Genomic DNA, 13,128 nt, shown 5'->3' with positions numbered 1-13,128 from the left:
CGTAATTACGTAACCTCAAGCAAGCAGAAACGCCGAAGCCCCTGTCCGGACCAGCTGGTCCGGACAGGGGCTTCGATCAGGAGAACCTCAGGCGAAGAGCCCCGGAAGGGTCCCCTCGTGCGCCTCGCGGATCTCGCCGAGCGTCAGCGTGAACTCGCCCTGCAGCTCCACTGCGTCACCGTCGACCACACCGATACGCGTCGCGGGAAGGCCCCGCGCCCCGCACATGTCGGTGAAGCGCAGCTCCTCGCTCCGCGGCACGGAGACGACCGCGCGCCCCGCCGACTCGGAGAACAGGAGGGTGAACGCGTCCAGACCGTCCGGGACGACCAGGCGCGCACCCTTCCCGCCGCGGAGGCAGGACTCGGCGACGGCCTGCGCGAGGCCGCCGTCCGAGAGGTCGTGCGCCGCGTCGATCATGCCGTCGCGCGAGCCCGAGATCAGGATCTCGGCGAGCAGCCGCTCGCGCTCCAGGTCGACCTTCGGGGGAAGCCCGCCGAGGTGGTCGTGGACGACCTGCGACCAGGCCGAGCCGCCGAACTCCTCGGTGGTGTCACCGAGCAGGTAGAGGAGCTGGCCCTCTTCGGCGAAGGCGATCGGCGTGCGCCGTGCGACGTCGTCGATCACACCGAGGACGGAGACGACGGGCGTCGGGTGGATGGCCGCCTCGCCCGTCTGGTTGTAGAGGGAGACGTTGCCTCCGGTCACCGGGGTGCCCAGGATCTGGCAGGCGTCGGCGAGGCCACGGGTGGTCTCGGCGAACTGCCACATGACGTCCGGGTCCTCGGGCGAACCGAAGTTCAGGCAGTCCGACACGGCGAGCGGACGGGCACCGGTCGCGGCGACGTTGCGGTACGCCTCCGACAGGGCCAGCTGCGCGCCGGCGTACGGGTCGAGCTTCGAGTACCGGCCGTTGCCGTCATTGGCGAGGGCGACACCGAGGCCGGTCTCCTCGTCGATGCGGACCATGCCGGAGTCCTCGGGCTGCGCGAGCACCGTGTTGCCCTGCACGAAACGGTCGTACTGGTCCGTCACCCACGCCTTGGAGGCCTGGTTCGGCGACGCGACGACCGCAAGGACCTGCTCGCGCAGTTCGTCCGAACTCGCCGGGCGGGCCAGCTTGTTGGCGTCGTCGGCCTGGAGGGCGTCCTGCCACTTCGGCCGGGCGTAGGGGCGCTCGTAGACCGGGCCGTCGTGGGCGACGGTGCGCGGGTCGAGGTCGACGATCTTCTCGCCGTGCCAGAAGATCTCGAGCCGGTCGCCGTCGGTCACTTCGCCGACGACGGTGGCGATGACGTCCCACTTCTCGCAGATCGCGAGGAAGCGCTCGACCTTCTCGGGCTCGACGACCGCGCACATGCGCTCCTGCGACTCACTCATGAGGATCTCCTCGGGAGTGAGCGTGGAGTCACGAAGCGGTACGTCGTCCAGCTCGACGCGCATGCCGCCGGAGCCGTTGGACGCCAGCTCGGAGGTCGCGCAGGAGAGTCCGGCGGCACCGAGGTCCTGAATACCCACGACCAGCTTCTCGGCGAAGGCCTCCAGGGTGCACTCGATGAGGAGCTTCTCCTGGAACGGGTCGCCGACCTGGACGGCCGGGCGCTTGCTCGGCTTGGTGTCGTCGAAGGTCTCGGACGCGAGAATCGACGCGCCGCCGATGCCGTCGCCACCGGTGCGGGCCCCGTAGAGGATGACCTTGTTGCCGGGACCGGAGGCCTTGGCCAGGTGGATGTCCTCGTGCCGCATCACACCGATCGCACCGGCGTTGACCAGCGGATTGCCCTGGTAGCAGGCGTCGAAGACGAGCTCGCCGCCGATGTTCGGCAGGCCCAGGCAGTTGCCGTAGCCGCCGATGCCCGCGACGACACCCGGAAGGACACGCTTCGTGTCGGGGTGGTCGGCGGCGCCCATCCGCAGCGGGTCCACGACCGCGACCGGGCGCGCGCCCATCGCGATGATGTCGCGGACGATGCCGCCGACACCGGTGGCCGCGCCCTGGTAGGGCTCGACGTACGAGGGGTGGTTGTGCGACTCGACCTTGAAGGTGACCGCATAGCCGTTGCCGACGTCGACGACGCCCGCGTTCTCACCGATACCGACGAGCATGGCGTCGTTCTCGGGGGCCTTCTCGCCGAACTGGCGCAGGTGGACCTTGCTGCTCTTGTACGAGCAGTGCTCGGACCACATGACGGAGTACATGGCGAGCTCGGCGCCGGTGGGACGGCGGCCCAGGATCTCGCGTACGCGCGCGTACTCGTCTTCCTTCAGGCCCAGTTCGGCCCAGGGCAGCTTGACCTCGGGGGTCTCGGCGGCGTGCTTGACGGTGTCCAGAGTCATCAGACGTTGACCAGCTTCTTCAGGATCGAGGTGAAGAATCCCAGGCCGTCGGTGCGACCGGTCCCGATCAGCGGCTCGACGGCGTGCTCGGGGTGCGGCATGAGGCCCACGACGTTGCCCGCGGCGTTCGAGACACCGGCGATGTCGCGCAGCGACCCGTTCGGATTCACGTCCAGGTAGCGGAAGACGACCCGCCCCTCGGCCTCGAGCATGTCCAGGGTCCGCTCATCGGCGACGTAACGGCCGTCGATGTTCTTCAGCGGTACGGAGATCTCCTGGCCGGCCTCGTAATCGGCGGTCCAGGCGGTGTCGGCCGACTCCACGCGCAGCTTCTGGTCGCGGCAGATGAAGTGCAGGTGGTTGTTCTTCAGCATCGCGCCGGGCAGCAGGTGCGACTCGGTGAGCACCTGGAAGCCGTTGCAGATGCCGAGAACCGGCATCCCGGCCTTCGCCTGCTCGATGACCGACTCCATGACGGGCGAAAACCGTGAAATGGCCCCGGCCCGGAGATAGTCGCCGTACGAGAATCCACCGGGAAGCACCACGGCGTCGACCTGCTTCAGGTCCTTGTCCCGGTGCCAGAGCGGCACGGCCTCGGCGCCGGCGACGCGGACGGCGCGCTGGGTGTCGCGGTCGTCGAGCGTTCCGGGGAAAGTGACGACTCCGATTCGAGCAGTCACTTCTCTTCCTCCACCTTTACGAAGAAGTCTTCGATCACGGTGTTGGCGAGGAAGGTTTCCGCCATCTCGTGGATACGGGCGAGGGCTGCGTCATCGACGGGCCCGTCCACCTCGAGTTCGAAGCGCTTTCCCTGACGTACGTCGGCGATCCCCTTGAATCCGAGGCGCGGCAGTGCACGCTGCACCGCCTGGCCCTGGGGGTCGAGGATCTCCGGCTTGAGCATGACGTCGACTACGACGCGTGCCACTGGCACTCCCGGTGTGTGGTGCTGGCTGAGCGGTCCCTTCAGACTACCCGCACAAAAATTCTACTCGCGTAGATTCGTAGAAACCTACGTGAGGACGGTCACGTTCCTACCTCTACTCATGTATCGAACAGGGCACCTTCGCGAAAAATCCCGGAAAAGATCACGCATCACCATTGCGTCCGGACACGCGGGCGGATTTAGTCGGGCTTCACAATGCAATGCCGGGCACTGTACAAAGGAAAAGGCATTAGCCGATGCTTTGCACATAACAGTGCCCCATAACAGCCGGACAGTCGGCATCACCGCACGTCAAGGCGGTAGAGCCGCACGAAGGGACCGATATTCGTGGCGCAGCGTGTCGTGGTCACTCTCTCTGACGACATCGACGGCGGGGATGCGGCGGAGACGATCGCCTTCGGTCTTGACGGCAGGTCGTACGAGATCGACCTCAATCAAACCAATGCCAAGAAACTGCGCAAGGCACTTGCCCCGTACCTGGACGCCGCCCGCAAGCAGTCGAAGTCCGGCAAGGCCTTCAAGCACACGACGGTGGCCGCGAACCCGGCGGCCGTACGCGCCTGGGCCCGCTCGCACCAGATGGACGTGCCGCCGCGCGGCCGCATCCCGAAGAAGGTCTACGAGGCCTTCGAGGCGGCCAACTGACGCGCGAAGGGCGGCCGGCCGACGCTCGGGGGACGGCCCACCGACCTGGGCCGACGCCCGGCCAGGAGGGCCCCTCGGCAACCGACTTGACCTGCACCCCCGCCGGTCGGCTAAAGTCTGGAGCACGCCGAGGGGCAAGGCCGAAAGGCCCGAACCTCACGGAGTCTTGCGGGTGTAGTTCAGTAGTAGAACATCCCCCTTCCAGGGGGAAGGCGCAGTGTGCAATTCCTGTCACCCGCTCTGCATCGCCGATCAGGCACTCTTTCGAGTGCGGTAGGCTGGTGCTCGCGCCGATCAGTGAGAGCTGGTCGGAGGCAATGCGAACGTAGCTCAGTTGGTAGAGCGCAACCTTGCCAAGGTTGAGGTCGCGAGTTCGAACCTCGTCGTTCGCTCCAGAGAAGAAGGCCCCGGTCATCGCGACCGGGGCCTTCTTCGTATGCGCCCTGCGCCCCCCGCTGTTGATCGCCTTCTGACATTTGTCATGCGAGCCGGTGACAGCGCGCACTGCTCCGGCGCCCGTGCCCGGGGGACGCTTTTCTCATGACTGACCAAGTGATCGACGTGACCGATCTGCGGCGCGTGTACGGGGGCGGTTTCGAGGCGGTCCGGGGAGTCTCGTTCTCCGTCGGACGGGGTGAGCTCTTCGCGCTGCTCGGGACCAACGGCGCGGGCAAGACCTCCACCCTCGAACTCCTCGAAGGGCTCGCCTCACCCGCCGGGGGGCGGGTGAGGGTGCTCGGGCACGATCCGTACGCCGAGCGGGGCGCCGTGCGCCACCGGATCGGTGTGATGCTCCAGGAGGGCGGCTTTCCCTCCGAACTGACGGTCACGGAGACCGTGCGGATGTGGGCGGGGTGCACCAGCGGCGCCCGTCCCGCCGCGGAGGCTCTGGAGATCGTGGGGCTCGGCAAGCGGGCCGGCGTACGCGTGAAGATGCTGTCCGGCGGTGAGAAGCGGCGGCTCGACCTCGCGACGGCGCTCATCGGCAGGCCCGAAGTGCTCTTCCTCGACGAACCGACGACCGGCCTCGACGCCGAAGGGCGCCGCGAGACCTGGGAGTTGGTGCGGGCCCTGCGCGACAACGGCACGACCGTGCTGCTCACCACGCACTACCTCGAAGAGGCCGAGAACCTCGCCGACCGGCTCGCGATCATGCACGAGGGGCGGATCGCGGCCGAAGGACGGGTCGCCGACGTGGTGGCCCAGCAGCCCTCGCAGGTCTCCTTCGAACTGCCCACCGGGTACTTCGTCGGGGATCTGCCGCCCCTGGGCGAGCTCGGCGTGAGCGACCACGAGGTGGTCGGCGGACGGGTCCGGCTGCGTACGCATGAGTTGCAGCGGGCGGCCACGGGGCTGCTGCTGTGGGCGCGGGACGCGAACGTCGAGCTCGGCCGGCTCGACGTACGGGCGGCTTCGCTGGAGGAGGCGTTCCTGCGCATCGCGCGGGACGCCGAGGGTGCCGAAGGTGCCGCGGACGCGGCTGGTGCGACTGGTGCAGCTGGTGTCGCGCGGAAGGAGACGGTGGCATGAGTGTCATCAGTACGACGACGGCGAACAGCGCCGCGACGACGACCCCCGTGGGGCGGATGCGGGCGCTGGCGCGGGCCGAGCTGACGCTGCTCGGACGCACCAAGGGGACCTTGTTCGCCGCCCTTTTCGTGCCGCTGGCGATGCCGTTCAGCCTGCGCCAGGTCGCCGACAGCATGGACCTGAAGGGCAACGGCCTCTCCGTCGGGGCCGTCGTGGTGCCCGGGGCCATCGGCTTCTCCCTGCTCTTCGCCGTCTACTCCGCGCTGGTCACCGTCTTCGCCGCGCGCCGCGAGGAGCTCGTCCTCAAGCGGCTGCGCACCGGTGAGCTGCGGGATCCGGAGATCCTTGCCGGGGCCGCGCTGCCCTCCGTCGCCATCGGCCTGACGCAGTGCGTCGTCCTCGCGATCGGCTGTGCCGCGCTGCTCGGCGCGGGGGCGCCGAGCGCACCCCACCTCGCCGTGATCGGCGTACTCCTCGGCCTGGTGATGTTCGGCGCCCTCGGCGCGGTCACCGCCAGTTTCAGCAGGTCCGTGGAGTCGGCGCAGGTCATGGCCATGCCCCTGACGTTCGCGTCGATGTTCGGCTCGGGCCTCTTCGTCCCCTTCGAGGTCATGCCGGACAAGGTGGCATCGGTCTGCGAGCTCCTTCCGCTGAGCCCGGTGATCACGCTGGTGCGCGGCGGCTGGACCGGGGAGCTCTCCGGCGCCGAGACCCTGGGGGCTCTGGCGACCGCTGTGGCCTGGACCGTGGTCTCGGTGTTTGCTGTACGACGGTGGTTCCGCTGGGAACCCCGGCGTTGAGGAAGGGGTCAAGTGGTGGTCGGCCGATTCCGGGGGCTGCAGCGCGGCTGGCATGAGCGGAGCAAGATCGAGAAGGTCGAGCTCCAGAGCATGGCCATGTGGCACGCCATGCCCTGGCTCTTCTTCTTCAGCTGGGGCTCGGTGCCGCTGGGCCTGAGCCTGCGGCACGAGACGGTGCCGCTGATCCTCGGCTGCTCGCTGATCGGGGTGGCCGTCCTGCAGTGCGTCCACGTCAACCGCACGCTGCGCCGCTCCCTCGATCACTACTTGAAGCGCGCGGAGCCACCGCGCCTCGACCTCGCCGTGGCGTTCGCGCTCATGGTCGTGGTCCTTGGCCTCGTGCTCGCCCTGCAGGCCGTGGGCGGGGTCAAGGAGGGGACGCTGATCCTCGCCACGATGTTCGCGGTGATGCCCTACGGACAGTCGCTGGCCTTCGCCGTACCGATCCGCACCTTCTTCGTCCGGTTCGCCGTGATCGACACCGCGATCGTGGCCGGGTTCGCCGCGGTCGGCGTCCGCGACGGGCGGCTCGTGGGCACGGCGCTGGTGGTCGCCCTCGGCACGCTGATCTCCCTCCTGTCCTCGCGCTGCGGCGCCTGGACGCTCTCCGTGATGTGGGAGGCCGACCGGGCCCGCGAGGTCGAGGCGCGGCTCGCGGTCGCCGAGGAGCGGCTGCGGTTCGGGCGTGACCTGCACGACGTGATGGGGCGCAACCTCGCCGTCATCGCGCTGAAGAGCGAGCTGGCCGTGCAGCTGGCGAAGCGGGGGCGGCCCGAGGCCGTCGACCAGATGGTCGAGGTGCAGCGGATCGCGCAGGAGTCACAGCGGGAGGTACGGGAAGTGGTGCGGGGGTATCGGGAGTCCGATCTCGCGGTCGAACTCGCCGGTGCGCAAGGAGTCCTTGAGGCGGCGGGGATCGACTGCCGGGTGAGCGGGTCGTCGGCGGGGCTTCCGGTCGCCGTGCAGTCCGCCCTCGGGTGGGTCGTGCGGGAGGCGACCACCAATGTGCTGCGGCACGGGGATCCGCAGCGGTGTGACATCACCCTGACGATCACCGACGACCGTACGACGCTGGTCGTCGAGAACGACGGAGTGCCCGAGACCATGCCGGAGGGCAGCAAGGGGTCCGGCCTCGCCGGGCTTCGGGAGCGGCTCGCCGCGGTGGAGGGGACGTTGGACTTCGCTTCACGGGACGGGCGGTTCCGCCTCGCCGCGGAGGTGCCGCTCGCCCGCCCCGGGCAGGACGGCCCCCGACAGGTCCGCCATCAGGAAGCCGAAAGGGTCGCGCCATGAGCCTGCGCGTGCTGCTCGCCGACGACGAGCACCTCATCCGCGGCGCACTCGCCGCACTCCTCGCGCTTGAGGACGATCTCGTCGTGGTCGCCGAGGCCGCCTCGGGCCCCGAGGCGCTCGCCATGGCGCGGGCCCACCGGCCCGATGTGGCCGTGCTCGATCTGGAGATGCCGGGCGCCGACGGTGTGACGGTGGCCACATCGCTGCGGGACGAACTGCCGCACTGCCGCACCATGATCGTGACGAGTCATGGCAGACCGGGGCATCTCAAACGGGCGCTCGCGGTGGGGGTGCGGGGCTTCGTGCCGAAGACCGTGAGCGCGCAGCGCCTCGCCGAGATCATCCGCACCGTTCACGCTGGTAACCGCTATGTGGACCCGGAGTTGGCCGCCGACGCGATCTCCGCCGGGGACTCGCCGCTGACCGCCCGAGAGGCCGAAGTGCTCGAACTGGCCGCCGACGGCGCGCCCGTCGCGGAGATCGCCGAGCGGGCCGCGCTGTCCCAGGGGACCGTCCGCAACTACCTCTCGTCGGCCGTCACGAAGACCGGGGCGGAGAACCGTCATGCCGCGGTGCGTCTCGCACGCGAGCGGGGTTGGGTATAGTTGTCCTCGCGCTTCGGCGCAGCGCGGACGTAGCTCAGTTGGTAGAGCGCAACCTTGCCAAGGTTGAGGTCGCCAGTTCGAACCTGGTCGTCCGCTCCACATGAAGAACCCCCGGTGCCTCTCGGCCCGGGGGTTCTTCGCGTATCCGAGGGCTGCCGCTACCAGGCCATGCCCGTCAGACGCTCGTACGCCTCGATGTACTTGGCGCGCGTGGCGTCCACCACGTCCTGCGGGAGCGGGGGCGGCGGCTGCTCGCTCTTGCGGTCCCAGCCGGAGGCGGGCGAGGTCAGCCAGTCGCGGACGAACTGCTTGTCGAACGACGGCTGGGCGCGGCCCGGCTGCCAGCTGTCCGCGGGCCAGAAGCGGGACGAGTCGGGGGTGAGGACCTCGTCGGCGATCACGAGGTCCTCGCCGTCGAAGCCGAACTCGAACTTCGTGTCGGCGAGGATCACGCCGCGGTCGCGGGCGATGTCGCGCGCCCGGCCGTAGACCGCGAGGGTCGCCTGGCGGAGCTGGGCCGCCGTGTCCGCGCCCACCTGGCGGGCCACTTCCTCGTAACTCACGTTCTCGTCGTGCTCGCCGACCTCCGCCTTCGTGGCGGGCGTGAAGATCGGGGCGGGCAGCTCCGAGCCGTCGCTGAGGCCGTCGGGCAGCGCGAGGCCGCAGACGGTGCGCGACGCGTTGTACTCGACCAGGCCCGAGCCCGTGAGATAGCCGCGGGCGACGCACTCGACCGGGACCATCGCCAGGGACTTGCAGACCGTGGTGCGGCCCTCCCAGTCGGCGGGGGCGCCGGCCGGTACGTCGGTGGAGATGACGTGGTTCGGGACGAGGTCGGCGAGCTGGTCGAACCACCACAGGGAGAGCTGCGTGAGGACCCTGCCCTTGTCAGGGATCTCCGAGGGCAGCACCCAGTCGTAGGCGGACATGCGGTCGCTCGCGACCATCACGAGGTCGCCCGCCTCGTTCCGGTACAGGTCGCGCACCTTGCCGGTGTGCACATGCACCAGGCCCGGCACCTGAAGCGGCTCGGGCTTTTCTACGAATCCGGACACGGTTCCTCCCCGTGGTTCTGACTGAATACTGCTGATTCTCCCGCATGGGGGAGCAGCTTTTGGCCAGGGGTTGCCCAGAGGGCGACGGGCGGTCCTCAGTCCCGTTTGCAGATGCGGTCCAGGAGGTTGGCCGTGGCGCGCTGGACGCGGGTGTCCACATGGCCGGGGCGGTCGAGCGCCGGGGACCAGGCGAAGGTGCCCGAGGCGAAGACCAGGGCGCCGGAGGGCGCGCGGTAGAGGGACGACTCCTGGTGGCGGGTGGCGCCGTCGGAGTCCTCGTACGGAGAGTGGGCGAGGAGGATGCGGCCCTGGTGCTCCGGGAGCGCGGTGCGCGGGAAATAGCGGTCGGCCTCGCCCGCGACCAGGCCCTCGATCTCGTCCCCTTCGTGCGCGCCGGTCGCCTCCCACAGCCAGTGGTCGGCGTTGCGCACGACGAGGGGGGCGGGCTCGGGGACCCGGCCCGCGTACTGGATGCCCAGGAGCTGCTGTTCGGCCTTGTCCTGCTCGCGCCAGAGGGTCGGCTTCCCGGGGCCGTTGCGCTTGCGGCAGGTCAGCAGGCGGTCCGCCACGCCGGACGGGGAAGGGCCCAACTCCACTTGCCAGTACATGGTGTTGGCGGAGAGGAAGACGAGCGATGTGCCGTGCTCGCGGGCCTTCTCCGTGGTGCGGCGCATGTTCGACGACCAGTACTCGTCGTGGCCCGGGAAGACCAGGCCTCGGTAGCGGGTCGGATCGATGCGGCCCGCGTGCAGGTCGCGGGTGTCGGCGTACGCGAGGTCGTAGCCGTACCGCTCGGCCCAGCGGATGAAGTCGTAGGCGTGGCCCACGTGCAGGGGCAGGCCCGCGCCCGCGTACGGACGGTCGAAGGAGACCGTGTGGGCGGCCTCGCTCTCGCCCAGGAGGCGGCCCTTCTCGTCCCACGCGTGATAGAGGCTGGCGCCCGTGCGGCCGTCCTCGGGGTAGAGGTTGTACGCCTGCCAGGTGATGTCCGGCAGGAGCAGGAGCAGATCGGCCCGGTGGTCGTCGCGGACCGTGAACGGCACGTGCGAGCGATAGCCGTCGACCGTCGTGAGCACCGCCACGTACGCCCCGACGCTCCAGTAACTCGGGATCTGCAGACGCCAGGAGAGCCACCAGTGGTGGCAGGAGACCGTGCGGTCGGCGGTGAGCGGGGGCGGCTGGACGATGCCGGAGAGGCGCGGGCTCGTGGTGATCTTGCTGGCGCCGTCTCCGCCGTAGTGCCCGATGCGGTAGATGTCGACGCTGAACTGCTGGGGCGGGTCCACCGTCACGTGGAAGTCGATCGCCTCGCCGGGGGCCGCGGCGCCGGTGGAGGCGAAGCCCTTGATCTGGCCGTGCACGTCGTCGGCGGTGCGGGGGCCGTTCGTACGGGTGCGGTTGCGGGGCGCGGGGATGTTCTGCGCGCCTGGTGACGGAGCGTGGTCGACGTACCAGGGGACGACCTGGCCCGTGTCGTCGAAATAGTGCTCGGCGCCTCGGAGCCAAGGCAGAGGCCCTTGGCCGAAGGGGTCGGTCACGGCGTGCGCCAAGGCGCCCGATTCCCACCTGCGGATCTGCTCCGACCCCATGTGTACCCCTCCCTCGCTGCTCCCCCGAGATTGCTCTGCCGTGCGCTGCGCTGTGCGTTGCCGGTGTCCGGTGCTGTCCGTGTCTGGTGGCGCTGGTGGCATGTCCGGACCGGCGGTCGACCCCAGCACATCACATTACGCACGCACTCCGTCACCGTTCGTCGCTAATCGACGAGAACGGAAGGGGGTGTTCCGGGGAGTGAAGGCTCAGACCAGCCGGACCGGCTTCTCCGGGCGGACGCCCAGGCGGGCCAGCCAGCCGCGCAGCGGGATGGAGTTACCGTCCTCCACGAGGCTCCGGACGTGCGGTGTGAGGTCCGCCGCCCGTTCGCCGTCGATCAGGAGGGACGGGCCGTCGAGCCAGTCGAGTCCGGGGGCCGCGTCCGCCGTGTCCACGGCCGCGCAGCAGACCAGGGCCGTGACGTGATCGGCCAGCAACTCCCGTCCCGTACGCGGCGGCTGGAGCGGGAACAGCGGGAGCATGCCGTCGTCCCAGAGCGCGTCGTCCGGGCCCTGTCCCGTGGGCGCGGGGCGGGGCGGGGCGGCGGCTTCCTCGCGGGCGATCTCCGCGCTGAGGCCCGCGGCAAGGAGTCCGCCGGGGCCGTCGGTGGACTCTTCGGGGTCGACGGGCTCTTCGCCGTACGCGGACACTTCGGGGTCGACGGGCTCTTCGCCGTACGCGGACTCCTCGCCGTGCGCAGGCCCTTCGCCGTACGCGGGCAACTCGGCGTCCAGGGGCTCCGCGCTGCCCGGGACGAGGGCGGCCGCGGTGGGCTCGGTCGCGAGGTCTGTTCCGTTGCCCTCCGCCGTCAGATGGTCCAGTACGCGGCCCAGCGTCGGCCCCTCGGATTCGGGGGCCGTCGGGTCGGCGGAGTGGCCGACGCCCAGGGAGTCGAGGACCCGGTGGAGGCGGGCGGCGTCCATGCGCCACTTGCGGTCGACGACCTCGTCCGGATACTCCTGCCACGCCACCGGCGCCCAGTCGGGCCCCTGCTCGGCGGGGCCGCCGTGGAAGAGGCGGGCGGCGAGCAGCGAAGCCGCCTCGTCCACCGAGCCCGGCTCCTCCAGGAGGTCACAGGCAGGGCGCTCGCCCAGGCGGGACGTGAAGCCCTCGGCCAGGCGGTCCCTGCGGGAGAGCTCGGTGAGGGCGGAGACGACGCCCGCGTCGAGACGCGAGGGCCAGCGGCCCATCCGCCAGGCGGGCAGCGCGACCTTGGTCAGGAGCCGGTCCCACCCGGCATACGCCAGGCCCACCTGCTCCTGGGCGACGATCCGCACCCCGTAGTCCACGGCCTGGGCGCGCTCGGCGGCGGCCGCCGCGACCCCGCGCTCCATCTCGCCCGCGTGCCCGCGGCAGCTGCGCAGGAGCAGCCGCACCACCCAGCCGGCGCCGCCGAGGACCGTGCGCACGAGCGGACCGCGCCCCGGGGCGGAGGTGACCGCGACCGCGGCGTCGAGGCCGCGGATGAAGCGCCGGGCCGCGGCTATGTCGGGATGCGCCGAGGGGCCCGTGCCGGCCACGACGGGGGCGAGCACCGCGCGGAGCTCGCCGACCCGCATCCACCACAGGAACGGGGAGCCGATGACGAGCACCGGAGCCGCGGGGGCCTGGCGGCGCGGGGCGGGGCGACTGTCACCGACGCCGTTGCCCGCCGGCTCCGGCGCGTCGGCGGGGGCCTCCGCGGGCGGGCCGTGCGCGGGGTGCGTGCGGTCCTCCAGCCAGCTGTCGCAGTCCGGGGTGAGCGCTATCGCCGAGGGCGCGGGCACGTCCAGGCGGTCGGCGAGGTCCCGCACCAGGCGATACAGATCGGGGGCCGAGCCCTCGGCGATCGGGACGGTCGGGCTGACGGCGGGCCTGGACCGCGCGACGACGAGCGCGATGCCCGCGGCGGCGATCAGCACGAGGACGGCGACGACCGTCACGACGCCGCGCACGACGTCCCAACTCCCGCCGGTGGCATGGCCCGTGGCCCCGCCCGCGATCAGCACGACGGCGACGGCGGCGGGCAGCAGTGCGACGGCGAGCGCCCTGCTGCGGATGCGCAGCACGGCGAGCGCCTGGGAACGTGCGGACTGCACGCCCACCTCCACACCCGTACCTGACACGACCGATGTCACCCCCTGCTGCCTGTGCCGCCTGCTCCCCGGCCGTGGGCCGGGACTGCGGGCGGACGGCAGCCGCCGATGGATTTGCTCACTCCCCCACTGTGGCACCCGCCACTGACATCGCAATGCCGGTGGTCTGTTTGGCTCTGGGCACCCTTAACCGCTTGCGCCGCACCCTAGTTGGGGCGCCGGGCATCGTCAGCCGGATGGGCCAGCGGTCAC

General features: G+C 70.5%; 11 protein-coding genes and 3 tRNA genes. 8 read left to right on the top strand and 6 right to left on the bottom strand.

Features of this window, described 5'->3' with window-relative positions:
- Nucleotides 1–87: 87 nt before the first annotated feature.
- From purL to purS, 3 genes are read right to left on the bottom strand one after another with little or no spacing between them, the layout of a single operon-like run.
- On the bottom strand, nt 88–2,337 hold the full coding sequence (gene purL / locus AC07AG_RS25360) for a phosphoribosylformylglycinamidine synthase subunit PurL (protein WP_478757858.1): 2,250 nt from the start codon (nt 2,335–2,337) through the stop codon (nt 88–90).
- Nucleotides 2,337–3,017: a phosphoribosylformylglycinamidine synthase subunit PurQ gene (gene purQ, locus AC07AG_RS25355; protein WP_478757857.1), complete on the bottom strand. Its 681-nt coding sequence runs from the start codon at nt 3,015–3,017 to the stop codon at nt 2,337–2,339. The genes purL and purQ overlap by 1 nt, the downstream gene beginning before the upstream one ends.
- Entirely contained in the window at nt 3,014–3,265 is a 252-nt protein-coding gene (gene purS / locus AC07AG_RS25350; protein ID WP_135332092.1) for a phosphoribosylformylglycinamidine synthase subunit PurS, read from the bottom strand. Before purS ends, purQ begins: the two co-directional genes overlap by 4 nt.
- Nucleotides 3,266–3,610: 345 nt before the next feature.
- Between purS and AC07AG_RS25345 the strand changes: the two genes are divergently transcribed.
- The 8 genes from AC07AG_RS25345 (at nt 3,611) to AC07AG_RS25310 (ending at nt 8,255) form a co-directional block, all read left to right on the top strand.
- Nucleotides 3,611–3,928, top strand: coding sequence for a histone-like nucleoid-structuring protein Lsr2 (locus AC07AG_RS25345; RefSeq protein ID WP_249589035.1), 318 nt, complete (start codon nt 3,611–3,613; stop codon nt 3,926–3,928).
- Between the two features lie 168 nt (nt 3,929–4,096).
- Nucleotides 4,097–4,168, top strand: a tRNA-Gly gene (locus AC07AG_RS25340).
- Between the two features lie 79 nt (nt 4,169–4,247).
- Nucleotides 4,248–4,323 (top strand) — tRNA-Gly (locus AC07AG_RS25335).
- A 145-nt stretch (nt 4,324–4,468) separates the two neighbouring features.
- Nucleotides 4,469–5,458 (top strand): ABC transporter ATP-binding protein, encoded by a 990-nt coding sequence (locus AC07AG_RS25330; RefSeq protein WP_478757855.1) that lies wholly within the window; start codon nt 4,469–4,471, stop codon nt 5,456–5,458.
- Nucleotides 5,455–6,258 (top strand): ABC transporter permease, encoded by an 804-nt coding sequence (locus tag AC07AG_RS25325; RefSeq protein ID WP_478757853.1) that lies wholly within the window; start codon nt 5,455–5,457, stop codon nt 6,256–6,258. The genes AC07AG_RS25330 and AC07AG_RS25325 overlap by 4 nt, the downstream gene beginning before the upstream one ends.
- Nucleotides 6,259–6,270: 12 nt before the next feature.
- Nucleotides 6,271–7,551 (top strand): sensor histidine kinase, encoded by a 1,281-nt coding sequence (locus AC07AG_RS25320; RefSeq protein ID WP_478757852.1) that lies wholly within the window; start codon nt 6,271–6,273, stop codon nt 7,549–7,551.
- On the top strand, nt 7,548–8,156 hold the full coding sequence (locus AC07AG_RS25315; protein ID WP_249589031.1) for a response regulator transcription factor: 609 nt from the start codon (nt 7,548–7,550) through the stop codon (nt 8,154–8,156). Before AC07AG_RS25320 ends, AC07AG_RS25315 begins: the two co-directional genes overlap by 4 nt.
- A gap of 23 nt (nt 8,157–8,179) precedes the next feature.
- Nucleotides 8,180–8,255: transfer RNA gene (locus AC07AG_RS25310), tRNA-Gly, on the top strand.
- Nucleotides 8,256–8,314: 59 nt separating this feature from the next.
- Here the strand turns inward: AC07AG_RS25310 and AC07AG_RS25305 are convergent.
- The 3 genes from AC07AG_RS25305 to AC07AG_RS25295 form a co-directional block, all read right to left on the bottom strand.
- Nucleotides 8,315–9,211 carry a phosphoribosylaminoimidazolesuccinocarboxamide synthase gene (locus tag AC07AG_RS25305; RefSeq protein ID WP_478757851.1) on the bottom strand — a complete coding sequence of 299 codons (897 nt, stop codon included), beginning with the start codon at nt 9,209–9,211 and terminating at the stop codon, nt 8,315–8,317.
- Between the two features lie 95 nt (nt 9,212–9,306).
- Complete coding sequence (locus AC07AG_RS25300) at nt 9,307–10,800, bottom strand: N,N-dimethylformamidase beta subunit family domain-containing protein (RefSeq protein WP_478757850.1); 1,494 nt, start codon at nt 10,798–10,800, stop codon at nt 9,307–9,309.
- Nucleotides 10,801–11,007: 207 nt separating this feature from the next.
- Nucleotides 11,008–12,906, bottom strand: a complete 1,899-nt coding sequence (locus AC07AG_RS25295; RefSeq protein WP_478757848.1) for a hypothetical protein — start codon at nt 12,904–12,906, stop codon at nt 11,008–11,010.
- Between the last annotated feature and the right edge of the window lie 222 nt (nt 12,907–13,128).

The sequence above is a fragment of the Streptomyces sp. NPDC044044 genome (genome assembly GCF_056434405.1).
Note: the sequence above shows the minus strand (reverse complement) of the source record. Positions and strands in the feature narration are given on the sequence as shown.

Bases quoted from the DNA above. Each gene is read 5' to 3' on its own strand.
- AC07AG_RS25315 (WP_249589031.1), top strand. From the start codon at position 7,548: ATGAGCCTGCGCGTGCTGCTCGCCGACGACGAGCACCTCATCCGCGGC.
- AC07AG_RS25300 (WP_478757850.1), bottom strand. From the start codon at position 10,800: ATGGGGTCGGAGCAGATCCGCAGGTGGGAATCGGGCGCCTTGGCGCAC.
- AC07AG_RS25325 (WP_478757853.1), top strand. From the start codon at position 5,455: ATGAGTGTCATCAGTACGACGACGGCGAACAGCGCCGCGACGACGACC.
- AC07AG_RS25330 (WP_478757855.1), top strand. From the start codon at position 4,469: ATGACTGACCAAGTGATCGACGTGACCGATCTGCGGCGCGTGTACGGG.
- purL (WP_478757858.1), bottom strand. From the start codon at position 2,337: ATGACTCTGGACACCGTCAAGCACGCCGCCGAGACCCCCGAGGTCAAG.